Source organism: Paenibacillus thalictri, assembly GCF_004307995.1.
GTDB lineage: Bacteria > Bacillota > Bacilli > Paenibacillales > NBRC-103111 > Paenibacillus_AF > Paenibacillus_AF thalictri.
On sequence record NZ_SIRE01000010.1, the window covers coordinates 177,977 to 202,127 of the forward strand.

Sequence of the window (24,151 nt, forward strand, 5' to 3'; positions counted from 1 at the left end):
GTGAATTCAAGAAATTTGGGGACAATTGGCGATCGTAAGTATGATTTGCTCATACAGCGTTCACTTTTTCAGCGGCCTCGGAGAGAAAGGATGCCATTTTATGAAAAAGCCATTATACGAACCGCAAAGCGGCATTTTGACGGTACAATACGAACCTAATGAAACAACGCAGCTGCTTGAAAATCCGCCCCGGTTTACATGGATGCCGGCACAACTGGAAAATGACCGTTATGTGCTGCAAATTTCATCGACCGCCGATTTTTCATCTGACGACACGGTAACCGCCGGACCGATCCCTTACAATTTATATACGCCGGATTATGTGCTGCCTGCCGGCACCCATTATTGGCGTTATGCCTTAATAACCAACGAAGATACGGAACAAGGAGCAGACGAATATACCGGATGGAGTGGGGTGCGCTCCTTTACGGTGCCGGAGGATCTGCCGCAGACGCCGCTTCTTTCCCGGGAAGTGAGGTACCGTCATGCCCAAGCGGAGCATCCCAGATTGTGGCTGCAGGCTGCGGAGCTGGATACGTTCCGGAGTAAAATAAAGGAAGATCCCGAGGGCAGCGGCTGGTCCGCATTTTACGAGCGTTCCGTCAAGCCGTGGATTGAACGGGAACTCATGCCGGAACCGCAGCGTTATCCGAACAACAAACGGGTGGCCAAGCTGTGGAGGCAGATGTACATCGATTGCCAGGAAACGTTGTATGCGATACGCCATCTGAGTGTGGCCGGCGTTATTTTGCAGGACGAGATGCTGCTGGAGCGGGCCAAAACATGGCTGCTGCATGTGCTGACTTGGGAAACGGAAGGCACAACTTCCCGGGATTATAACGACGAAGCTTCTTTCCGGATCGCGGGAGCTGTGGCGTGGGGTTACGACTGGCTGTATCCTACGTTGACGGCCGAAGAACGCGAGCAGGTTCGGGCGAACTTGCTGCGCCGTACCGAGCAGATCGCTTTCCATGTCATCGAGAGATCGAAAATTCATCAGGTCCCGTTTGACAGCCATGCGGTGCGTTCGCTTTCATCTGTGCTTGTTCCTTGCTGTATCGCGATGTTCGGCGAGGAGCCGAAGGCGCGGGAATGGCTTGATTACACATTGGAATACTACTCCGGTTTATATTCTCCGTGGGGCGGCAGCGACGGCGGCTGGGCGGAAGGCCCGATGTACTGGACGACGGGGATGGCTTTTGTCACCGAAGCGATGAACCTGCTGAAAAAATATACGGCGATTAATTTTTACGAGCGGCCATTTTTCAAAAAAACCGCCGATTTCCCGCTGTATTGCTTCAGCCCGGATACGATTCGCTGCAGCTTTGGCGACCAGTCCACGCTGGGTGATCCGGTCAGCTTAAAAACCGGATTTAACGTGCGGCAGTTCGCTGGGGTAACCGGAAACGGCTGGCATCAATGGTACTACGAGCGGGTGAAAGAAACCGACACCGACTCGGAGATGAAGTTCTATAACTATGGCTGGTGGGATTTCCGTTTCGACGAAATGATGTACCGCAACGATTTCCCTGCCATTCAAGCAGTGGAGCCATCGGACATCGAAAAAGTAAAGTGGTTCCGCGATATCGGCTGGGTGGCGTTTCACGCCAATATGCACAAGCCGGAGGATCATATTATGCTGCTGATCAAGAGCAGCCCTTACGGCTCAATCAGCCACAGCCACGGCGACCAAAACGGCTTCCTGCTGCATGCCTTCGGCGAGCCGCTGGCCATCGAAAGCGGGCATTACGTCGCTTTTGGCAGCACGATGCATATGAATTGGCGCAAGACGACACGCTCGACCAACAATATTTTGATCGACGGTCTGGGGCAATACGCCGGTACAAACAAAGTGCTCAACATGGCGGCCAAAGGTGTCGTCGAGCAAGTCGCATCGTATGACGCTTATACGTATTCCCGCTGCAACGCGACAGCCGCGTATCAAGAACACGTGCCTTACTTGAGCCGTTATGTGCGCGAAATTTATTTCTTCAATCAATCGTACATCGTGATTGTCGATCAGATCGACCTTTCTCAGCCGGGTAAAATCGATTGGCTGCTCCATACCCCGAACCGGATGAAGCTGGACGGCCAAACCTTCAAGCTGCGCGGCCAAAAAGCGGGTCTCGACGGCAGATTCGTCTATAGCTCTTCCGGAGACTTGACCTTGTCGCAAACCGATGAGTTCACCGGCGTCGATCCTGTTGAAATCGAAGGTTTGCCGCGCGAATGGCACTTAAACGCCGCCACCCGCGAAGCCCGCAGCCACCGGATCGCCACGCTGCTTGTGCCGATTCGCAAGGACGAAAGCAAATATGTGTCGCATTTTATGGATGATCAGGACCATGGCGTACACATTTATTTTACGGAGAACGGCTTGACCCAAAAGGTCGAAGTGCCAAAAGCTTATTGAAAGAATAGTACTAATAGGCTGAGGGGTTCGGAGTAAGCTCATATGGATTTAGGAAATAACCCGCCGGCATTAATCCGGTCGGGTTATTTTCGTTTATCTTAAGTCAGCATCCCACGAAGTAGAGCGCAGGTGCGCCAATGCTAAGCGAAGCGAAAGCAAGGCGGACCAAATGCGCGAGGACGAGGCACACCGCAGCTCCCCGCGTCACCACGCCAAAAGTAAAGCGCGGCGCTTATCGGTTTTGCGCTAGCAAAACGATAAGCAACAGGCGCGGGCCCGCGGCACACACTCGCTCAGCCGGCGGCGGGTCCAGGGCGCAGCGCCGTTGTCAGGATAAGAAGCCGATGGATCAAAGTATCGTCACAGGAATGATCAAGCTTCTTTTATGCGCGGCGGCGACCCGTTCCGGACATAGAACCATCCGGATGGATCACGGACTGAGTGGGACTGTCGATTCATTGTGGTTCCCCCACCCATTGGGCATCATTTAAGCATTGTGCATCCCGGACGTTGGAGAAACCCCCTCTCTAATGGACATGGGCGCAGCTATGTGAACTAAATCTGAGGTTTGCTCAATGGGACGGACACCAGCGCTCTTATTTGGTTTACCATCGCGGTTTCTCCGACTTTTTTGGGCAAATAAAGTCGCACCTGTCCGTTAAAAATGTAAACCTTGTTTTTTTTGCCACATAACGGCGCTCCGGTCCGTTAGCGTTGGAGCATGATGTTCGCACGCATAAGTCCTACCATAGCAACGAAGATGTCCGTTTTACAGCCAGCCAACCAACGATCAACTTTCATCAAGTTGAATCGAAATCGCTTCATTTGCTGCGTTCAAGCATGTTATGGTTCCGGTTTACTCCATAAGCCCGATATGATTGCGCTAATGCAGCCAGTACGCGGTCTGAATAGCAGCCATTGATCGCTAAACGGACAACATTGGCGCAGCTCTTGGAGTTCTCCTGTGGGGGGATTGAGAGGGGAACCCTACCCAAAGTGACGGCGAAATTTTTGGGGAGAAACCCGCATAAGGCTGCGTTGACTATGGCTAATACGTTGCTCGACGCTTTCAGAAGAAGCAGCGCAATCTCTTGGCAAAGCTTCGGTTGCTAAGCGCCGAGCTGCGGGCTATGGTATGGGGTTTCTAAGAGTTCGCTATGCCGTGTTTGTTTGCAATTTGCTCGCTTTGGTTGGGCTGGCCCTTACCCTTGGTGATCAAGTCGCGAAGGCTGCCGTTTATGTAGATGCCCCAGGAGTCCGTACAGACGGAGTAGCACTCATAGGCGGGAACGAGGCCTACGTGCGTAAAGCGAACTTCTGTTTTGCCGTCTTTTTTGTCGATTTCAAAAACAATGTTGGTATCCGTCCACTCCTTCTTGTCCTCTACGAAGTTAAAGTAGTTGTCTGTAATGTGCCAACTGACCTTTTTATCTGGAACAAGCTCGGTGATTTGGATAGTGCAGCGGTGAATGTCTTGGTGGTGGTACTTAAATTCACCGAGTTCGTCGGTAGTTCCCTCAATTTCCTCAGACCACCATCCGCGGACGTTATTGATAGCGGCGAAGACTTCTTCGGGGCTTTGGTCTACCTTAAAAAAAGTGCTGTAACTTTGATTCATGCAAATTATCTCCCCTCGTTAATGGTTGGCTACACACCGAGTATAAATTATGTACTTTTAAAATGCAAGTACAAGATTGCAAAATGCAAGTACGAATTGTATAATCAGCCTCATGAAAAAGCGACCTTCCACAGTTTGTCCAATCGTATATGCGCTCGACATATGGGGTGATCCCTGGAGCCTAGTCATACTTCGTGACGTCCTTATCCATAACAAGCGGTATTACCGTGAGTTTCTTGCTTCACGCGAGCACATCGCAACTAATATTTTGAGCGCACGGCTCCAATCACTTGTTGAAGCAAGCCTGCTCGTCAAGATAGAAGGAGATACAAACCGTTCACAAACCATGTACCGACCAACACAAAAGGCGCTTGACCTGTTTCCGGTCGTTTTTGCCATTATGCACTGAGGCCTGAAATACAACCTCAATACCGATATGACGATTCCGATCATGCAAGAACTAAAAACAAACGAAAAAGGGCTGAAGCTGCGCCTTTTGCAAAATTTCGACGATATTACATCATAAAAAAATCGCATCGCAATTCCTACGATCTTAAGCCATGAAAATAGCTGCATACGGAGAAAGTATCGATATCGGTCTCGAAGCGGTCGGTAAACAAAACTGAAAACAGCGGGTTTTAGCCCGGGGGCACTCTAGTGAGTGTCCTTGTTTTATTTCAAAAACTTGCCGTTACAGATAGCGCGGTGAGCCTTACCTCATTACACTACAGCAAGCGCAGGTGCGCCAATGCTAAGCGAAGCAAAAGCAAGGCGCACCGAATGCGCGAGGATGAAGCACCCCGTAGCACCCCGCATCCCTCCGCCAAAAGTAAAGCGCGGCGCTTATCAGTTTTGCATCAGCAAAACGATAAGCAACAGGCGCGTGCCCGGGGCACACACTCGCTCCGCCGGCGGCGGGTTCAGGGCGCAGCGCCTGGAGTCCCCCCGTGGGGGATTGAGGGGGCAATTTCCCCCAAATTAATCACAACCCTACATAAAAATAACCTGCCCCCGGCAAAATCGGACGGAAGTATAATAGGGGTAGCTCGTTGATTGTTAACCATTCGCTTTACAGGAGGTATGGGATGAAACGAAAAAAATGGAACCGCCCGGCATCGCTTGGCCTGATGGTCTGCCTTGCTTTAGCCGCACCGCAAATTGCAAGCGCTTACGATTACACGTCGTACAGCGGGTTGCACATCATCGATCCGAAGCTGATTCCGCCGGAGTCCAAAACATCGGACGAAGACAAAAAGATGGACGGCCTGATTCGCAAGCTGCAGGACAAAAAGCTGAAACTAGCTGCGTTACCCGCACAGGAGGTGCATCCAAGCTTGTGGTTTACCGATAAGGAATTGCCGGACTACCAGGCGCGCAGGCTGATGAAAGGCTCTTATTACGAGCAGCTGTGGGCGAAAATGGAGGCCGATGTCAACAACACCTACTTAGGCTACGACTACGCCGACCCGCAGCTTCATGAAAACGACCGTTCGCGTGGAGCGAAGCTGCTTGCTTTTTATTATATGATGATCAAAGACGATACAGCGGTCAGCGTCGACATCAAGAAGCAAGCGCTGGATCAAGCGAAAGCGGCGCTTATACATATGTACACCGGTACGGTGGAGGAGAGGACTAAGGACGACGGTGACATCTACTGGGCGACCTATTTGCAAGATTATGCTTCGGCTTATGACTGGCTGTTCAACGACTTGTCGTTACAAGAACGCCAGGAGGCGCGTGCCCGTTTGAAAAAAGAAGCGCAATTCATAGCCGACTGGCTGATGACGCCGCAGCCGCCGCGCCCGCATAATCACCGCTCCAAGCCGGCGCTTGGCCTCGGTACGGTGGCATTGACTTTGGCGGATGAGCCGGAAGCGCAGTACTGGTTGAACATCGCCATCGAACGTACATACAATGTGTTCGATTTCCAATTCAGCTCGGACGGCATTTCCCGGGAGGGCGCGCATTACGGGCAGTTTACGCTTGTCAATCTGATCCCTTTTTTATGGAATTACAAACATGTTACCGGCGATCAGGCGCCGGCCGATATTGCGCCGGACACGCTGATCCGCAACATGCAGCCGGTGTTCGAATGGGCGGTCAAAACACGCATGGGCAACGGCTGGCTGCCGAATACGGAAGAAAGTTACGTCAAGCCGTACGCCACCCATATGGCGGCCGGGTTATATAAAAACACCGATGCGCCCCAGTATGGACAAGGGCTGAAGCTGTCGGAGGTGCTGCAGTGGAGTTATGCGAACACGCAAGTATATTTGCCCGATTATACCGGGGCTACTTCGCAATATCAGATCGGCATTGACGAATATTTGACCTATGATGCGACGATTGCCGCCAAACCGCCGACCGTATCGCGGACGACGTTTATGAACGGAGGTGTTAATCCCAAGACAGGGCAGCCATTTGGCGGGAATGCCGTTCTGGGCAACCAGTGGAGTTCTCCAATGGAGCCCCAAGGCGATAAAACGCTTTGGCTGATGTTTAACGGGACGCCGGAATCGGACAATCACCAGCATCAAGATCAGCTGCATTTTAACATCTGGGGCAAAAATGCGCTGTTTGCCACGGATACCGGTTACGGTCAGTACAGCGCCTTTAATTCGTGGCTGAAAACGCCGCAGGCGCACAACTTGATTACGATGAACGGCCGCAGCACCCGCAATGAAACCGATCCGTACATGCCGGTGCGATCGGCTTATGAAATCGATACCGACCGGTTTGATTTTGCGCAAAAGGAAGGCGACTTCTACGCCGACGACCGTTCGGTGATGGGCACGCACAAGCGGGCGGTCGCTTTTCCCGGCCAACAATATTTTGTTGTTGCCGACCAGACATCTTCACGGATCGGGGCCGCCGATTGGACGATGAACCTGCATAGTCTAGGGGAACTTCATGCCGAAGGGGCACACGCCCGCTGGGCGATCACCAAGCAGGCCACGCCGGAGCTGACCGAAAAGCCAAAACCAGGAACGGAAAACACGATTCCTTATTACGGACTGGCCGAAGCCAAGATGGAAGCCTACATTTTTCCGTCTTCGCAAAAAGTAGAAGCCAAAAGCGGCATCGTCAGCCTCTTTAAGGAGGATATTAACGAATCGTATATCCAAGCGGCTCAGAACGCCGATAAAATCCAATATTTGACCGTGCTAGTCCCGCAAGGGCTTAACGAGAAAGCGCCTGCCGTTCAAGATTTAAGCACGGCGGAGGTTACGGCGGCCAGAGTGGGGATGGAGGACAGCCAGGACACGTATTTGCTGCAGATGAATTCCGGCCAGTCTGCTACGGCGGGCCATCTGACGACAGACGGAACATTTGCCTGGATACGTGAACAATCCGGCGTCCCTAGCGGCATGATGATGCGTGAAGGCCGGCAGCTGTGGATTAACGGCGTAAAGCGGCTGGAAGCAAACGTACCGGTCACCGCCGTTCTTGCTCTAAACGAAAAGGAATGGCTGCTTACAGTTTCCGATGCGCCGCAGGACGCAACGGCGACTGTGAATTTGCCGGTAGGGATTCAAGCGGAGAGCGTGACCGTTAACGGCGAAAAGGTAGCGGGAGCGCGGGTAGACGGCCAAACGGTCAGCTTACCGCTCAAGTCGGAGACTTACCGGATCGCGGTATCCGGCAAATCATCGCCGGATTCGGCCGGAGCGCCAAGCGCCGAATTTACCGTGGACCATGCCAGCGAGTATGGAGAGCGGGGTACAGGGGCGCGTACGGTGAAATTTGATGCGTTTTCGAGCAAAGGAAACAACTTGAAGTACGAATGGAGCTTTGGGGACGGCACTTTCTCATCACAGAGCGCGCCGGTTAAACAGTTTAACCGTTTTGGCACCTTCTTGGTTAACTTAAAGGTGACCGACGATAAGGGTCGTACGGATACAAAAACGGCGTTGATCGAAAACAAAGATCCCAACCAAGCTCCGGTTGCCATGCTCAAGGCGGATTCGGCCGGAGGGCGGCCGCCGCTGAAGATCACGTTTGACGCAGGCGAATCCTACGATCCGGATCGGAAGCTGGGGGACCGTATTGCCTCTTACAGCTGGAATTTCGGAGACGGTACGCCGGAGGTAGCGGGAGAGGATCAAAGCAGGGTAGAGCATACGTTTGAAAAGGTAGGTTCCTTTACCGTAACGCTGACCGTGACGGATACCCTTGGTTTGCAGCACAAAACTTCAACGATCGTTCAATCGGGCAGTCCTTACGGATATTTTAATGTGGATCTTAAAAATGCCGACGACGAAAATGTATATGTTTTGTTCGAAGCGGAGGACATCACCTACAATTCCAGTCAGGACGGCGAAATCGCCATTGTCGACAAGCCGGATGTGTCCGGCGGGAAATACGTGAAAGTCGGCCTGAATGTACCCGATGTCACAAGCGCAAAAGTGCTGGACCCGGCATATAAGGACGTACTGCCTCCGGACAAAATTCCGAACGGCACCGCCTATGTTGAATACGAGTTTAAAGTGAAACATGCCGATTCTTACCAAGTACACTTGTTTTCGACAGGTTCGTCGGCCTCCAATGGCTCCGTATTCATTCAATTCGACAATTCGGATCTGAAGCGTGTTACGCTGAAGGACGCGGACTGGAAGCGGGCGTTCGACAATACGCAATTTGCGTTAAATGAAGGGACCCACGTGCTGCGGGTATACTCCCGCAAGGGCGGGGCCGATTGGGACCGCGTGCTGCTCACGACGGACGGCACGACCCATACGAAGGTGCAAAGCACGATTATCCCGAAAATCGAGCAGGATTATCCGGTAGCGCCGCCGCAATAATTGCTGAACAACCTTTTAATACCGGTTCATGTAAACGAACTGCACCTCCAACCGGTTGGATCATCTCCAGCCGCCGGGGTGCAGTTCGTTTTTTCGCTATATAAATTGAACAAATGACTTGGAAGCCCGTTGCTTTCCGAAAGGGATTATTTTGCCGCTTCAGACAGCTTGTTTTGAATTCCTTTTATTAGATAGGCCTGCGGATTGCAGGAATTCAATACGTCGCAATAGATCAGCGTCTCCAGCTGTACTGCGGGGCAAATCCCAGCATGCGCTTCGCTTTGGAGCAATCCAGCAAGCTCTCGTGACCGGAAGGAGCCCGGGTCAGCTTGATCTCCGGATAATAACGCGATAACAGCTCTTCGGTCGGCTGCACGCAGCGATGGTCCGCAGCGGCGATATTAAACACCTCGTGGCCGTCAAACGTCGCTTCAATTGCCATACGGAAGGCCCGCGCGCAATCGCGCCCGTCCAAGTAGGACCATAAATTCCAAGGCTCTCGATCAGGCTGCTCCGTTGATTGGATAAACGACGGAGCATCGTATTTTTGCGGGTCGACGACATAGGTAATGCGCAGTGAAGATACTTTCATGCCGAAGCGTTTAGCCAAGCTCCCGGCCACCTGCTCTCCCACTTGCTTGGATAAGCCGTAGCAGTTGTCCGGAGCGGCAGGGTGGCGTTCGTCAACCGGAAAATAAACGGGGCGGGTTTCCTGAAAGCTGTATGTCACACCATAAGCGCAATCGCTGGATGCGATCGCCACCCTGGCGATGCCGGTTTCGCCAGCGGCGAGCAGCATGTGATATAACCCCATCACATTGTTGTGAAACACCGTCGTTTCCGGACGGCCGACAGGACTTGGGAAAGCGGCCAGATGGATGACCGCGCCGCACCCTGCGAAACTGTCTAACACCTGCTCGTAATTGAGCATATCCGCTTGTTTTTGCTCGACCGGACAATCCGCCCACGGTTCCAGTGTAACGGCTCTGACCTCATAGCCCTGCTCAAGCAGCTCGCGGATTACGAACCTTCCGACCATACCGCCGGCTCCGGTTACGGCCACCTTCATATCGCACCTCTCCTCGCAATCGGATGTTTTGTTGCATATATGCTGAATTACGGGCGGACGGAAGTTCCATCCGGCGTGCGGGCAAGCGTCCATTCCGGCAGTTTATTGACGCATGGGAATCGCGCTGCCGCTTGTTCGTCAATATCGACGCCCAGCCCGGGAGCATCGCTGATGTACACATAACCGCCGCGGACTTCCGGTGTGCCGGGAAATACGGTAAGCAGCTGGTCGCTGACATGCGACCATTCCTGTATGCCAAAATTGTGCGAGCTCACGTCCAAGTGCACGTTGGCTGCGTGACCGACGGGAGAGACGTCTCCCGGACCGTGCCATGCCGTTCGCACGCCAAACGCTTCGCACAGCACGGCGAGCTTGCGCGCCGGCGTAATGCCGCCTATGGCGCTGATATGTACGCGGATGTAATCGATGAGCCGCTCGGCGATAAGCGGAGTCCATTCCATGGGGTGAACGAACAGTTCCCCCATAGCAAGCGGCGTCGTGCATTGGCTGCGTATCATGCGGAACCAGTCAAGCTGCTCGGGAGGCAGCGCATCCTCGAGAAAAAACAGCCGATAAGGCTCCAATTGCTTGGCAAGCCGCACCGCTTCAATCGGGGCAAGCCGCTCGTGCACATCGTGCAGCAGTTCCAGATCATAGCCGAATTTCCCGCGGATATGTTCAAAAATCGCAGGGACGCTGCGCACATACACCTGGGGATCAAAATAGGCGCCGGGCGGAACATAATCCGGGGAGTGGAGCTTGTGGTTTTTGCCGCCGTAACCGCCCATCTGACACCGGATATAGCGGTAGCCCATCTCTTGAAAAGCCGCAACGCGCTCCTCCAGCTCATGCAGGTCGCGTCCGTCGGCATGCGTGTAGACCGCCGCGGCATCCCGGCATTTGCCTCCGAACAGCTGGTAGAGCGGCATATTCGCCTGTTTGCCTTTAATGTCCCACAAGGCCATGTCGATGCCAGAAAGCGCATTGTTCAGCACCGGCCCGTTACGCCAATACGAACTTACCATGGCCGACTGCCATATATCCTCGATGCGCGATACATCCTTGCCGATCAGAAACGGCTTCAAATACTCTTCGATGGCTGTGGCGACGGCGAGGTAACGCTGGGTAAAGGTTGCGCAGCCGAGACCGTACAAACCGGGCTCCGACGTTTCGATTTTTACGACAACCAGATTGATGTTTTGCGGAGCCGTCAAAATTGTTTTTACATCCCGGATCGTAACCGCAGGCATGTCTCCATTCACTCCTTAAGATGGATTGGATGCGCTTTCGTAGTTGGCTACCCCTAAAATACCACATGCCGGCAGCATGTTCCTGCCGGAGAAACGGCAGAAACGGCGATATTCGGCTTCCCCGGCGCTTGAAGCGCCAACTCTACAAGCTACGGCCTACCGATCTGAATCATTCGCGGAAAGGCTCGGCTAAGGAGCGGGAAGCTAAAATACGCAAAAAAATAAGACGGACTCTCGAAAGTCCGTCTTATGCCTTATGGCTTATTTGCTTTTCTTAACTTCGTCCAGCAAGCTCAAATCAAGGAATTTGCTGAGGTCAAGCTCTTCTTTTTTCACATCTTTAATGTAACCTGCGTCAATTGATACTCTGGCCATTTCTTCGATCGCTTCCTTGCTGACGTCGGAGGTCAAGTTCAAGTGGGAAATCGCCGCTTTGATCAGCGGAATGTCCATTCCTTTGCCGCTCAGCGCCTTCAACTGGTTGTTGATCAGCTCGTAAGCTTTGTCCGGATTTTTCTTAATAAAATCGATGCCGTCGATGTTTGCTTGAATGGCGCCTTTCACGATATCGCGGTGGTCTTTCAGCAGCTTGTCGCTGGCGACAAGAATGGTCAGCGGATAATTGCCGTTGTTCGGCGGCACTTTATCCCAGTCTACGATAATTTTGCCGATGCCTTCTTGCTCCATTTGCGTTCCCCAAGGTTCGGGAATCAGTGTGGCGTCGATTTCTTTTTGGCGCATAGCGATCAGCGTGTCGGCCGGGGCGCGGGCGATGATGTTGGCGCCGGATTTATCGGTGGTTACTTTGATGTTGTTTTGCTGTAGCAGCAGGCGCAGCGAAATTTCGTTCGTGCTGCCCTTGGTCGGGATCGCTACCGTTTTGCCGACAAGATCCTTCACATTGGTGATGCCGGAATCTTTAGCGGCTACCAATACGGCGCCGCCGTTGTTGGATCCGGAGACGACACGGAAGTTTTTGCTTTTCAGAAATTGGTTGGTAGAAGGGCCGGGGCCTACAAAACCCAGGTCGATTTGATCCGTTGCCAGCGCCGTTGAGAAATCGGAGCCGTTATCGAAAGCGGTGATTTCGATTTTAACGTTGTCGCCCCAATATTTTTGGAAGTATTTGTTTTCGATCGCCACATAACCGGGCGCATGAGTGACGTTTTTGAAAATACCGAGTCTTACGGTTGATAAGGAAGAAGCCGGTTTGCCGGAAGACGCGCCTCCCGATGCCGCAGGGGTTTGCTCTTGTTTGCTCCCGCAAGCTGCCAGCACCAGGGCTGTAATCAGCAGCAGGGCAACGCTAAATGTCCAACGTTTTTTCATGTTTTTCTCCACCTTTTTAATATATTTATATTTTACGGTACGGAATCGGCAAGATTGGTTGGCTATGCCCATTCCATACCACAAGCAACCTGTAGTGCAGCGAACAGCCCGTATAACGTAAGCTGAGTCAGCCTTATTTCTTCGAAGAAGCTAAGCCGTAACGGAGCAAAATCTTATCTTCCATCCGCTTAAAGCAGAAATGGTCGGAAAGGGTGCCCAGTACAGCAATAATGATGACGATACAAAGCATCAGTGCGGTGTCTGCCAAATTGCGGCCGTCCTGCAGCAATTGTCCGAGGCCGACGCCTTTGGCGATCAGCTCGCCGGCGACAAGCGCGCGCCAGGCAAACGCCCACGCAACCCGCACACCGGTCATCATATGTGGAAACGCCGCGGGGACCATGACTTGGTAAAACATTTTAAACCCGTTCCCGGTGCCCATCGTCTGCGCCGCTTTAATGTACAAAGTCGGAATGTTTTTGATGCCGGTGCGGCTCGACATGGCCATGGTCCAGGTTGCTCCCAGCGTAGTGATGAAAATGACCGAAAAGTCGTTCATGCCAAACCAAATGATCGAGAAGGGCAGCCAGGCGATCGAAGGGATCGTCTGCAGCGCGACAACCAGGAAGCCGATCGTATCGTCGACAATCCGGTATCGTGCGAACAGAAAGCCCAGTGTGACGCCTACGGCTATGGATATCACAAACGAGGTGAGCAGCCTTCTTACGCTCTCGAAGGTGGCTTCCAGCAGCTTGCCGTGGACAAATCCGTCGTAAAAGGCTTGCAGCACTTGAAATACCGAAGGGAACTTCCAACCCCAGTCGAATATTCTATATCCCGCCTCCCACGCTATCAGCAGCAGGATCAGAAATAGACTTCTTCTTAATGCTGTACTCATCGCCAGTCTCCTCCTTTACGACTTTTTCCAGCTCATCGGCGAGCACTTCCATGATGCTGCTTTCGACATGGTGCAGCACGGAGTCGGATATGTCCCGGGGGCGGGCGGCTTGTACAAGAAATTCTTTCTTGATTTTGCCCGGCCGGGTTGACATGACCAGCACGCGGTCGGACAATATAACGGCTTCGCGGATATTATGTGTAATGAACAGTATCGTTTTGCGGGTGCGCAGCCATATTTCTTCGAGTTCTTTATGAAGCACAAGCCGGGTTTGTTCGTCCAGCGCGGCGAACGGCTCGTCCATCAGCAGGATTTCCGGGTCCATGGCCAGCGCTCGGGCAATAGCGGCCCGCTGCTTCATGCCGCCCGACAACTCGTGGGGATACCGGTCGGCGAATTTGCTTAAGTGCACCGATTTGATCTGCTCCATGGCCAGCGCTTCGCGTTCTTTTTTGCCGACGCCTTTTTGCTTAAGCCCAAAGGCCACGTTGTCCAGAACCGTCAGCCATGGAAACAAGGCGTGCTCCTGAAAAACGACGACACGGTCGGGGCCTGGGCCGGTACAAGCTTTTCCGTTGACATGGATGTTGCCGGATTCCGCCGTTTCAAGTCCGGCTACGAGATTAAGTAAAGTCGACTTGCCGCAGCCCGACGGACCGAGCAATGAAACAAACTCCCCTTTTTGGATCGTCAGCGATACGTTATCAAGAGCGGTAAACGAACCGCCTGTGCGTTGATGGAACGTTTTCGAGACATTTGCGATTTCTATCATATGCGAAACTATCACTCCTTGGATGCCATTCACGGGTTATTACCAACTTATTTTATCGGAATTAGTGACAAAGTCAATCTATTTTTTACGAATGAATTCGTCCTCCAGGCACAGGACAACATGCGAAAAATGGCGTATCATGGTAAAATGGGTACAGATGCACTTATTTATTTCAATATTTAAGGATAGGAGAATAACATGAAAGTGAAGCAAATCGGCCGTATTTTAGGTTTCGGCGCGCTGTTGGCCTCGGTTTTTACCGCAGGGGCGTATGCAGAGGATGTGCTCAAGAGGGTTGAGGCGTATTTGCGTCCGGACTTTAACGTCGTGCTCGACGGCAAGCCAATCAAGATGGAGAACGACCCGCTGGTATATGAAGGCTCCAGCTATCTGCCAGTCAAAGAGCTGGGCAATCTGCTCGGCGCCAATATTACGTTTAAAGACGATACGAAAACGATTTATATCAACAGCCGTTTATATAAGGAACAACCTGTCCAGGATCCGAACATCGACTATCAGGAAATCAAAATGAGAGACCCTCTCTCTAATATTTATGTCTATTTGGGCTCGGAGTATCCGGCGCTGATTATCGGCAACGACACGGCGATACGCGATTCCAACAAATATTGGAGATTGTCGGATGTGAAGCGAATGGGCATCGACGTGACCGGCCTGACATTTGTGAAGGAAAAATTGACCCAGCAGCTGTATGTCAGCGAATCCGAGCTGAAAAAGAAATGGCGCCAGGCGCCGACGGTTTCGTACAACAGGCCGCGCAACAGTTACAACTATATCGTTGCGGGAGAAGTGGACAACGAGAAAATCGAAGCCATCCAAAAATATATCAAGGATACGAGCAGCATCCGCACGACAACCGTCACTTTATCGACCAAACCGATCATTGTCGACACAACGTCCGACACGAACATATATCAATATATGTTCTGGCAGAACGCCCAGCTGACCGACGGCAAATACGTCAATAACCGGTTGATGACCACACGGCTGCGCATTTATAAGGGCTATAACGAAGATTTTTATACGATCAACTCGGATAACCAGCTTGATCTGCAATCCGAGCTCGACGATCGCGAACGCAAGAAAAACAACCCGCAGGATGCAACGACGACGCCATAAAACCGGCGTAATGCGCTTAAAATAGACCGTCCGCAGTTCAAATCTGCTGGGCGGTTTGCTTTTTGCCCATGCTTACCAAAATTTAGGTTCGGTTTCCTTAAAAAAAAGACAATAATCCAAGTTGCTAAATCATACTATTCATAATAAGATAGAGGTAAGACAGAATTATCTGAAAATTCCATTAACTGACGGGCTGTCTGTAATCGATGTTCGGCCTTGCTGCCTGGCGAAAATACTACATGGGGAGGGGATTGCCGTGAGTAAAAGTCACGAAGTGGAGTACTGCAACCTAGAGCTGCGTTTTGATCGCCGGCTAATCCGTAACTTTATAAAGGCACTGATCCAGGAAGGCTACTCCTTGTATTGGAATGAGAATGAGCAGCAATTCATCATCTCCATCCGTACCGGACGCAAGTTGGTGAAGCTGAAGTTCCAACGCATTGGGGAACGTTACAAAATTGTCGGGAATTATTCGTTTAAAGACGAGAAGTTGGCAGAGCTGATGGAGAAGATGATTGGCGACACCCGCGGTCATGCGGTGGTGAAAAGGTTCAAGGACAGGCAAATTTTGATCGAGAACATTATGTTCGGGGAAATTATCCGTATGGTTGAAATATCGGGGGTGGAGCATAAAGTGTTATTTCAAAAGGAACCTGTTGTTACAGTAGAGGAAATGATGCACGCATTCCGTTCCAAACGTCCGGATCAGCGCATTCCCGTATTGCGCATGGAACTGGACTATGAGCTGGCAACGCTCAGCGATGCGCTGCAGTCCGGCGATTTGAAGGCGGCCGAGGAAAGCAAGGAAAGGTTGAAGGACCTGCGCTATGAGATGCTTCTGCTGGAAATGTGAACGATTGCTTGAATAACGATGGCCTGTGCGATGCTTCTGCACGGGCCATTTGTTTTGCCGGGGAATGGAAACCTTCTGCTGACGAGCATACTCTTATAAGCGGCCGCCGGCGAACTTTTCGAAAGTGCTGGTTGAAAGTTTTTCATTTTTTGCGCACAAGCGATGTTTTTTGCGAAAATCGCAAAACCCGTTGTTAACGTGTGCACCACTATGATATGATGAACGCGGGGTGGTAGACTTGGTCACCATTAAAGATATTGCCAAACTTGCAAACGTCTCGCATACGACCGTCTCCCGCGCGCTGAACGACAGCCCTCTGATCAATCCGGAGACCAAGGAGCGCATTAAAGCGCTCGCCCAAGGACTCAATTATTCGCCAAACTACAGCGCGAGAAGTCTGGTGCTTGATCGATCATACAATATAGGGCTCTTTTTTTCAACGCTTCAAACGGGAACGTCGGCCGGCTTTTTTTATGAATCGGTCAGAGGCGTTAACGATGTCATTAAGGAACAATACAATTTGGTTGTACGCGGCATCGACGATTACAAGTCGTATGACGGCATCACCAGAAAAAGTTTTGACGGCATTTTGGTCATGAGCCAAAGCGAACAGGACCAGCCGTTTATCGAGCATGTGAAAGCCAAGGAAATTCCGCTAATCGTGATGAACCGGCAAGTGGATCCGGTCAAGGTCATGAATATGATTCCCGATGACCGCGGGGGCGCCTACCGGATTGTAGACTATATGATCCAGCAGGGACACAAGCGGATCGCCATTATTGAAGGGAAAGAAACCTTCAAATCGACGCAGGCCCGCCGGGAAGGCTATAAGGACGCTTTGACTCAAAACGGGCTCGCGGTAATACCGGAATACCAGGTTAGGGGAAGCTATAGTCTGGAGAGCGGTTATGATGCGATGAAGCAGCTGCTTTCGGGCATATCCGGTGAGCTGCCGACTGCGGTGTTTTGCTGCAACGACGAGATGGCGCTTGGCGCGATCAAAGCGATCCAGGAAAGCGGCCTTAAGGTGCCCGACGAAATTTCCGTCGCCGGTTTTGACGCGCAGCTGTTTTCCGGGTATACCAGCCCGGCGTTAACGACAGTCAGACGTCCCATAGACCGCATCGGCAGGGAGGGAGCCGCAAGGCTGCTTGATTTTATAGAAACAAAGCAAACTCAGGAGGAGACGATCTTTTTCCATACTGAGCTGGTGATCCGCGATTCTGTCAAAAACATATCAGGAGGCGCAATGTAATGAGCATCTTAAGAACAGTGCTGGCGGACATTCCGATTCCGCAAATGGTACGCATCCGTCAAAAATTTGACGCAGCCAAGCTGGATCAGCCGGCGGAGGATCTGCGCCAAGAGCTGCGCAAGCCGGGCGCAATCGATCAGATCAAGCCGGGACAAAGCGTAGCGGTAGCCGTCGGCAGCCGCGGTGTGGCCAACATCGCTCAGTTCACGAGAACGACGATCGACGCGATCAAAGAGGCGGGCGGCGAGCCGTTTATCGTGCCTTGCATGGGCAGCCATGGCGGCGCTACAGCGGAAGGCCAGAAGGAAGTGCTGCACCATTTGGGTGTAACGGAAGAAGCGATGGGCGCCCCGATTCGTTCGACGATGGAAGTGGTCAAGCTCGACGAACTCCCGAACGGCCTGCCGGTCTATGTGGATAAATACGCATCGGAAGCCGACGCCATCGTTGTCATTAACCGCGTCAAACCGCATACCGCCTTCCGCGGCCGGATCGAAAGCGGCATAATGAAGATGATTTCGATTGGTTTGGGCAAGCAGAAGGGCGCTGAGGCATGCCACCAGCTTGGTTTCAAATATATGGCCGAGAATGTGCCGGCTATGGCCAATATTATGCTCGCCAAGCTGCCGATTTTGTTCGGCGTAGCTTTGGTCGAAAATGCGTACGACGAGACGTGCCGCGTTGAGGTGCTGCCTGCGGCGCAAATCGAAGCGCGCGAAGAGCAGCTGCTGGAAGAAGCGAAAGCGCGGCTGCCGAAAATTTTGTTCGGCCAAATCGATGCTCTTATTATCGATTATATCGGCAAAAACATCAGCGGCGACGGCATGGATCCAAACGTGACCGGGCGTTATCCGACGCCTTATGCGCATGGCGGACCCGACGTATCGAAGATGGTCGTGCTTGATTTGACGCCGGAAACGAAAGGCAATGCCAACGGCGTCGGCACCGCCGATTTTACGACCCAGCGGCTTGTCGATCAGATGGACCGCGACGCCACAACCGTCAACGGCCTTACTTCCACTGTTTGCGCGCCGACCAAAATCGCGACAACGCTGGAGAACGATTATTACGCAATCAAAGCAGCGGTCAAAACGTGCAACATTTTGGATTACACCAAATGCCGCATGGTGCGGATTAAAGATACGCTTCATCTGGGGGAAATCGAGATTTCCGTCAATTTGCTGGAGGAAGCGCGCAATCATCCGGATATCGAAATTTTGACCGAACCGTACGATCTTCAATTTGACAGCGAAGGGAACTTGGTGAAATGACTTCGGCAGCAGCAAAGCCATATATCATAGCTGCGGACCTGGGTACGACCAGTACCAAGACACTTGTGATCGACCGTGACGGACGGGTGCTTGCTTCGCATTCGATCGAATACCCTTTGCATACGCCTAAGCCGGATATCGCCGAGCAGGACCCGGATGAAATATTCCGGGCCCTTGTAGGCGCCATTGGCGGCGTGGTGGCAAAATCGGGTATTTCCGCGGATCAGGTATTGTGCGTATCGTTCAGTTCCGCCATGCACAGCCTGATCGCGGTCGACCGCGAGCTCAATCCGCTGACACAGTGCATCACTTGGGCGGATAACCGCGCAGCAGGTTATGAAACCATACTTAAACAAGAACATAACGGCCATCAAATTTATTTGAACACGGGCACGCCGATTCATCCGATGTCGCCGCTGCTCAAGCTGATGTGGATGAAAGACAACCGTCCCGACCTTCATGATACGGCTTTTAAATTTCTCGGCATTAAAGAGTATATCTTCGCCAAACTGTTCGGCAAGCTGGTGATTGATTATTCCATCGCTAGCGCCACCGGGCTGTTTAACTTGCGCGCGCTCGATTGGGACGAGCAGGCGCTGCGCACGGCGGGAATACGCCACGAGCAGCTGCCCGATCCGGTATCGACCACCCACAAGCTGGAAGGCATGAAGCGGGAGTTTGCGCAAGCGATGGGGCTGCGCGAGGATACGCCGTTTATAGCCGGCGCTTCCGACGGCGTGCTGGCCAATCTCGGCGTAGGCGCGTTTGAGCAGGGCATCTATGCGGTGACGATCGGCACAAGCGGAGCGGTTCGCGGCGTCGTGCAGAAACCGCTGACCGACCCGCAAGGCCGGTTGTTCTGTTATGCGCTGAACGAGGATTTCTGGTGTGTCGGCGGCGCGATTAACAACGGCGGCATCATGTTCCGGTGGGTCCGCGATCAGCTGGCGACAGCGGAAGCCGAAGAAGGCATCCGCCGCGGCATGGACCCGTACGATTATTTGACGCAGCTGGCGCAAGAGGTGCCGGCCGGTTCGGACGGACTGATCTTTTTGCCGCTGCTGGCCGGAGAACGCGCTCCATATTGGAATGCCAACGCACGCGGCGTATTTTTCGGAATGTCGCTGTATCACCAGAAGAAACATATGATCCGCGCCGTGTTGGAAGGCGTAATGTATCGCATCCATTCCGTTGCTACGGCGCTGGAAGAACTGGGCGGCAAAACGAAAGAAGTGCGCGCTTCAGGGGGCTTTGCCCGCTCGCCGTTCTGGCTGCAGATCATGTCCGATGTGCTGGATACCGAAGTGGCCGTGCCGAATTCGATTGAAAGCTCGGGTCTGGGGGCTGCGCAGCTAGGCATGCTGGCCATGGGCGAAATCAACGATTTCTCCAAGGTTCACCACTGGATGCAGGTAACCCGTCGTTATGAGCCAAATGCTCAGAATAATGGTGTTTACCGTGAGCTGACGGGGATTTACAGCCAGGTCTACAACCAGTTGAAGGATCAGTTTGATGCTATCGCGGCGTTCCAGAAAGCACATACGAAGTAACGCAAGCGAAACTTGCATAACGAAAATGCAATATGCTCTTCCAACCCAATCCCTGGTGGATTATAATGAAAAGAATGGAGGCTTTTTTCATGAATTTGTTCGATTTGACGGGTAAAACAGCGGTGATTATCGGGGGAAACAGCACTTTGGGCGGTACGATGGCCGTCGGTCTCGGCGGTCATGGTGCCGATGTGGCAGTAGTCGGCCGTAACGCCGAGAAATCCGAGGAAGTCGCGCAACGCGTACGCGAAGCCGGCGGCAACGCCAAAGTGTTCAGCGCCGACGCGACCAGCGCGGACGATCTGAAACAACTGCTGGCCGATGTACTCGCATGGACAGGCCGTGTGGACGTATTGATGAACTGCCCCGGCAAAAACAGCGCAACGCCGTTCTTCGACATCCAGATGGAGGAGTACGATTCCATCATGGAGGTTAACCTGAAGAGCGTCGTATTAGCTTGCCAAATTTTTGGGAAACATATGGTCGACAAGGGCGAAGGCGGCAGCATCATCAATATATCCTCCGTATCTTCGGAAATTCCGCTGTCCCGGGTGTTTACTTACTCCGCATCCAAAGCGGCCGTAAACAATGTGACCCGGTTTCTGGCTCGCGAATTCGCGCCGGCCCGCGTGCGGGTGAATGCGATTGTACCTGGCTTTTTCCCGGCGGAACAAAATCGTAAAATTTTGTCTCCCGATCGGATAGATTCGATCATGCGTCATACGCCGATGAACCGTTTCGGCGAAGCGGAAGAACTTCAGGGAGCTGCGGTGTACCTCGCTTCCGATAAAGCTTCCAGCTTTGTCACCGGCTCGCTTGTTTATGTAGACGGCGGCTATTGCGCTATGACGATCTAATATTTATAAAGACGAGAGGATGTAGAAACCAAATGTCGAAACAACAAATCGGAGTCGTCGGCCTTGCGGTCATGGGGAAAAACCTCGCATTAAATATTGAAAGCAGAGGATTTACGGTATCTGTATTCAACCGTTCCCGTGAAAAAACCGACACCCTTATTGAAGAAGCCAAGGGGAAAAATCTCGTTGGCACATACAGCATCGAGGAGTTTGTGGCATCGCTTGAAACGCCGCGCAAAATTTTGATCATGGTCCAAGCCGGCAAAGGAACGGACGACACGATCAATTCGCTGCTCCCGCATCTGGACAAAGGCGATATCGTCATCGACGGCGGCAACGCATTTTTCCCTGACACGCAGCGCCGCAATAAAGAGCTGGAAGCTCACGGCATCCGCTTTATCGGTACAGGCGTTTCCGGCGGCGAAGAAGGCGCTTTGAAAGGCCCTGCCATCATGCCGGGCGGCCAAAAGGACGCTTATCAACTGGTCGAGCCGATCTTGACGGCGATTTCCGCCAAAGTCAACGGCGACCCTTGCTGTACTTACATCGGTCCGGACGGCGCCGGACATTACGTCAAAATGGTGCACAACGGCATCGAATACGGCGACATGCAGCTGATTTGCGAAGCGTACCAACTGCTTAAAGACGTGCTTGGCGTAAGCACCGACGAGCTGCACAACATCTTCTCCGAGTGGAACAAAGGCGAGCTGGACAGCTACCTGATTGAAATTACAACCGATATCTTCACGAAAAAAGATCCGGAAACCGGCAAAGCAATGGTTGACGTGATCCTCGACTCCGCGGGCCAAAAAGGTACCGGCAAATGGACAAGCCAAGATTCGCTGAACCTCGGCATTCCGTTGTCGATCATTACGGAATCGGTATTCTCCCGTTTCTTGTCGGCGATGAAACAAGAGCGCGTGGCAGCAAGCAAAGTGCTCAGCGGTCCTGAAAACGTGCCGTTTGACGGCGACGCAAACGAGTTTATCGAAGCGGTTCGCCAAGCGCTTTACGCCAGCAAAATTTGCTCTTATGCACAAGGTTTCGCCCAAATGCGCGCGGCTTCCGAGGAGTACAAGTGGGATCTTGACTATGGCAGCATTGCCATGATCTTCCGCGGCGGCTGCATCATTCGCGCCCGTTTCTTGCAAAACATCAAAGACGCTTATGACCGCAATCCGGAACTGAAAAACTTGCTGCTTGACGACTACTTCAAACAAGTGGTCGACAACTACCAAGCGGCTTGGAGAAAAGTCGTGTCGATCGCCGTTACACGCGGTATTCCGGCACCGGCATTTGCTTCCGCATTGGCTTATTACGACAGCTACCGTACGGAACGTTTGCCTGCGAACCTGCTGCAAGCGCAACGCGACTACTTTGGCGCACATACATTCCAACGCTTGGACAAAGAAGGCTCTTTCCACTTCAACTGGATGGAATAGTACGCCGGGCTCTGGCGCACATTAGCGGCGTTCCTGCTCGAACAGACCGTAGGACGCCTCGGCCACCCATTTTTTTAAGCGATCCGGTTCTTGATCGAAGCCGTTTCTCCGCTGAATAAGCATCAGCGCGACTTCGGCAAAAAAACGAAAGTTTTGCAGCAAGCGTGGTTGGGAAAGGTCCAGCAAGTGAGGATCTTCCTCAGCCACCTTTTTTTTAATATATTCAAGAATCCATACGACATCTTCGCGGCACAGCGGTGTGTCCGAATTGATGATGTGATGCAGTTTCTTCTGGGTTGGGCTGGCCGAAGTTCCTAACGATTGGACCGAATGCTGGCATGAACGCGCTGAGTGCATAGCTACCATCTCTCCTTGAATAAAATGAGAACCGCAGACCTTGTAATATCAGGTTGGCTCCATATAATGGAGTTTATACCTCCGCTGAAAATAGGTACATTCTGATATTATAAGAAAAGCTCTGAATCGAAGATTTTCGATGAAGATACATTCGTGCTCTAGCGGAAGCTTTTCTTGCAATATCAGAATGGTTCAGCTCCGCTGAAAATAGGTACATTCTGATATTATGAAAAAAAGCGCGTTTCTATTCATCGGAGCTAGGCTTATGATATGATAGGAGAAAACTTTACCTGAAGGAATGATCAGATTGTCGAAAAATATCGTGCTTGTAGGGATGGCAGGTACCGGAAAAACGACCGTAGGCCAGGCATTGGCTGCCCGGCTGGGATGGGATTTGATAGATACGGATCATCTGGTGGAACGGGAGCAGGGAATGCCGATTAGGCAAATATTCGCGGAACGCGGGGAAGCTGCTTTTCGGACTATCGAAACGGAAGCCGTCGTTCGTACCATGGCTCGCTCCGGTCTTGTCGTATCCACCGGAGGCGGCGCAGTGCTTGCGGAGACCAATCGCCAGGCGTTAAAGCAAGGGGGGCTTGTCATCGCGCTGAAAGCGCCGGTCGAGGTCATTATAGAGCGGGTTCGTTCGGACAAAGACCGCCCGCTGTTCCAAGGCAATTTCGAAGAACAAGTGCGCAAATTGGCGGAACAGCGTAAGCAGGCCTATGATTTTGCAGATATGACCATCGATACGACGTTATTCAGCGTCGAGCAGGTTGTGGATGAAATCGTGTCCAGGCTGTAATAGTTACTGCTGATCCCACGCCATCATGCCGCCTTCCAGATTCACCAGTTTGGTATAGCCTTGCTCTTCCAGAAACTCGATGGCTCGCTTGCTGCGGTTGCCGCCGCGGCAAACCATAACGGTTTCCCGGTCCTGCGGAATTTCATGAAGTCTGGCGGGAATTTCTCCGAGCGGAATATGTATCGCTCCGGCGATCATGCCTTGGGCAACTTCCTCCGGTTCGCGGACATCGATGATAACCGGTACGTCGTTTTTTTCCAAGCGGGATTGAAGCTGACTGGCATTGATGGATTTCATGAAATATGACCTGCCTTTTTGGTGGATTTGTTTTCATGATAGAATAAACAAAAGCGAGGTGTCAAACGGGATTTGACCCCTTACATGATATGAGATCTAATGTGCTTAGCGGAGAATCATTTTTGGGCGCCAATTGCGCGTTATTGGCTTTGCGGGGCCGTCTCCAAACGGTTTCC

Annotated in this window: 19 protein-coding genes; 11 read left to right on the forward strand and 8 right to left on the reverse strand. The window is 52.3% G+C overall.

Features of this window, described 5'->3' with window-relative positions; genetic code table 11:
• Nucleotides 1-100: 100 nt before the first annotated feature.
• Entirely contained in the window at nucleotides 101-2,413 is a 2,313-nt protein-coding gene (locus EYB31_RS15385; protein WP_131014231.1) for a DUF4962 domain-containing protein, read from the forward strand.
• Between the two features lie 1,144 nt (nucleotides 2,414-3,557).
• Here the strand turns inward: EYB31_RS15385 and EYB31_RS15390 are convergent.
• A complete protein-coding gene (locus EYB31_RS15390; protein ID WP_131014232.1) occupies nucleotides 3,558-4,031 on the reverse strand; it encodes an SRPBCC family protein in 474 nt (157 codons plus the stop codon).
• A 112-nt stretch (nucleotides 4,032-4,143) separates the two neighbouring features.
• Here EYB31_RS15390 and EYB31_RS41535 point away from each other — a divergent pair, with 112 nt between their 5' ends.
• Complete coding sequence (locus EYB31_RS41535) at nucleotides 4,144-4,440, forward strand: winged helix-turn-helix transcriptional regulator (RefSeq protein ID WP_131014233.1); 297 nt, start codon at nucleotides 4,144-4,146, stop codon at nucleotides 4,438-4,440.
• 676 nt (nucleotides 4,441-5,116) lie between these two features.
• A complete protein-coding gene (locus tag EYB31_RS15400; RefSeq protein ID WP_131014234.1) occupies nucleotides 5,117-8,833 on the forward strand; it encodes a PKD domain-containing protein in 3,717 nt (1,238 codons plus the stop codon).
• 232 nt (nucleotides 8,834-9,065) lie between these two features.
• Here the strand turns inward: EYB31_RS15400 and EYB31_RS15405 are convergent, their stop codons facing one another.
• From EYB31_RS15405 to EYB31_RS15425, 5 genes are all read right to left on the reverse strand, one after another.
• Nucleotides 9,066-9,902 carry an NAD-dependent epimerase/dehydratase family protein gene (locus EYB31_RS15405; protein WP_165452440.1) on the reverse strand — a complete coding sequence of 279 codons (837 nt, stop codon included), beginning with the start codon at nucleotides 9,900-9,902 and terminating at the stop codon, nucleotides 9,066-9,068.
• A gap of 47 nt (nucleotides 9,903-9,949) precedes the next feature.
• The gene (locus tag EYB31_RS15410) at nucleotides 9,950-11,152 is read right to left on the reverse strand and encodes an enolase C-terminal domain-like protein (protein ID WP_131014346.1); all 1,203 of its coding nucleotides are present in this window, start codon (nucleotides 11,150-11,152) and stop codon (nucleotides 9,950-9,952) included.
• A 261-nt stretch (nucleotides 11,153-11,413) separates the two neighbouring features.
• Complete coding sequence (locus EYB31_RS15415; protein WP_131014236.1) at nucleotides 11,414-12,481, reverse strand: ABC transporter substrate-binding protein; 1,068 nt, start codon at nucleotides 12,479-12,481, stop codon at nucleotides 11,414-11,416.
• A 133-nt stretch (nucleotides 12,482-12,614) separates the two neighbouring features.
• Nucleotides 12,615-13,379: an ABC transporter permease gene (locus tag EYB31_RS15420; RefSeq protein WP_240762451.1), complete on the reverse strand. Its 765-nt coding sequence runs from the start codon at nucleotides 13,377-13,379 to the stop codon at nucleotides 12,615-12,617.
• Nucleotides 13,312-14,151, reverse strand: coding sequence for an ABC transporter ATP-binding protein (locus EYB31_RS15425; RefSeq protein WP_131014237.1), 840 nt, complete (start codon nucleotides 14,149-14,151; stop codon nucleotides 13,312-13,314). Before EYB31_RS15425 ends, EYB31_RS15420 begins: the two co-directional genes overlap by 68 nt.
• A 198-nt stretch (nucleotides 14,152-14,349) precedes the next feature.
• On the opposite strand from EYB31_RS15425, the gene EYB31_RS15430 reads away from it, so the two are divergent.
• From EYB31_RS15430 to gndA, 7 genes are all read left to right on the forward strand, one after another.
• Nucleotides 14,350-15,288, forward strand: coding sequence for a stalk domain-containing protein (locus tag EYB31_RS15430; RefSeq protein WP_131014238.1), 939 nt, complete (start codon nucleotides 14,350-14,352; stop codon nucleotides 15,286-15,288).
• 256 nt (nucleotides 15,289-15,544) lie between these two features.
• Complete coding sequence (locus EYB31_RS15435; RefSeq protein ID WP_131014239.1) at nucleotides 15,545-16,141, forward strand: hypothetical protein; 597 nt, start codon at nucleotides 15,545-15,547, stop codon at nucleotides 16,139-16,141.
• A gap of 238 nt (nucleotides 16,142-16,379) precedes the next feature.
• Nucleotides 16,380-17,396 carry a LacI family DNA-binding transcriptional regulator gene (locus tag EYB31_RS15440; protein WP_131014240.1) on the forward strand — a complete coding sequence of 339 codons (1,017 nt, stop codon included), beginning with the start codon at nucleotides 16,380-16,382 and terminating at the stop codon, nucleotides 17,394-17,396.
• Nucleotides 17,396-18,667: a nickel pincer cofactor-dependent isomerase, group 22 gene (locus EYB31_RS15445; RefSeq protein WP_131014241.1), complete on the forward strand. Its 1,272-nt coding sequence runs from the start codon at nucleotides 17,396-17,398 to the stop codon at nucleotides 18,665-18,667. Before EYB31_RS15440 ends, EYB31_RS15445 begins: the two co-directional genes overlap by 1 nt.
• The gene (gene gntK, locus EYB31_RS15450) at nucleotides 18,664-20,217 is read left to right on the forward strand and encodes a gluconokinase (protein ID WP_131014242.1); all 1,554 of its coding nucleotides are present in this window, start codon (nucleotides 18,664-18,666) and stop codon (nucleotides 20,215-20,217) included. The genes EYB31_RS15445 and gntK overlap by 4 nt, the downstream gene beginning before the upstream one ends.
• Nucleotides 20,218-20,306: 89 nt before the next feature.
• On the forward strand, nucleotides 20,307-21,074 hold the full coding sequence (locus EYB31_RS15455; protein ID WP_131014243.1) for an SDR family oxidoreductase: 768 nt from the start codon (nucleotides 20,307-20,309) through the stop codon (nucleotides 21,072-21,074).
• 32 nt (nucleotides 21,075-21,106) lie between these two features.
• A complete protein-coding gene (gene gndA, locus EYB31_RS15460) occupies nucleotides 21,107-22,516 on the forward strand; it encodes an NADP-dependent phosphogluconate dehydrogenase (protein ID WP_131014244.1) in 1,410 nt (469 codons plus the stop codon).
• Nucleotides 22,517-22,537: 21 nt separating this feature from the next.
• Here the strand turns inward: gndA and EYB31_RS15465 are convergent, their stop codons facing one another.
• Nucleotides 22,538-22,873 carry a hypothetical protein gene (locus EYB31_RS15465; protein ID WP_131014245.1) on the reverse strand — a complete coding sequence of 112 codons (336 nt, stop codon included), beginning with the start codon at nucleotides 22,871-22,873 and terminating at the stop codon, nucleotides 22,538-22,540.
• A gap of 298 nt (nucleotides 22,874-23,171) precedes the next feature.
• On the opposite strand from EYB31_RS15465, the gene EYB31_RS15470 reads away from it, so the two are divergent.
• A complete protein-coding gene (locus EYB31_RS15470) occupies nucleotides 23,172-23,678 on the forward strand; it encodes a shikimate kinase (protein ID WP_131014246.1) in 507 nt (168 codons plus the stop codon).
• A 3-nt stretch (nucleotides 23,679-23,681) separates the two neighbouring features.
• Here EYB31_RS15470 and EYB31_RS15475 read toward each other — a convergent pair whose 3' ends face one another.
• A complete protein-coding gene (locus tag EYB31_RS15475) occupies nucleotides 23,682-23,975 on the reverse strand; it encodes a rhodanese-like domain-containing protein (RefSeq protein ID WP_131014247.1) in 294 nt (97 codons plus the stop codon).
• Nucleotides 23,976-24,151 lie beyond the last annotated feature (176 nt).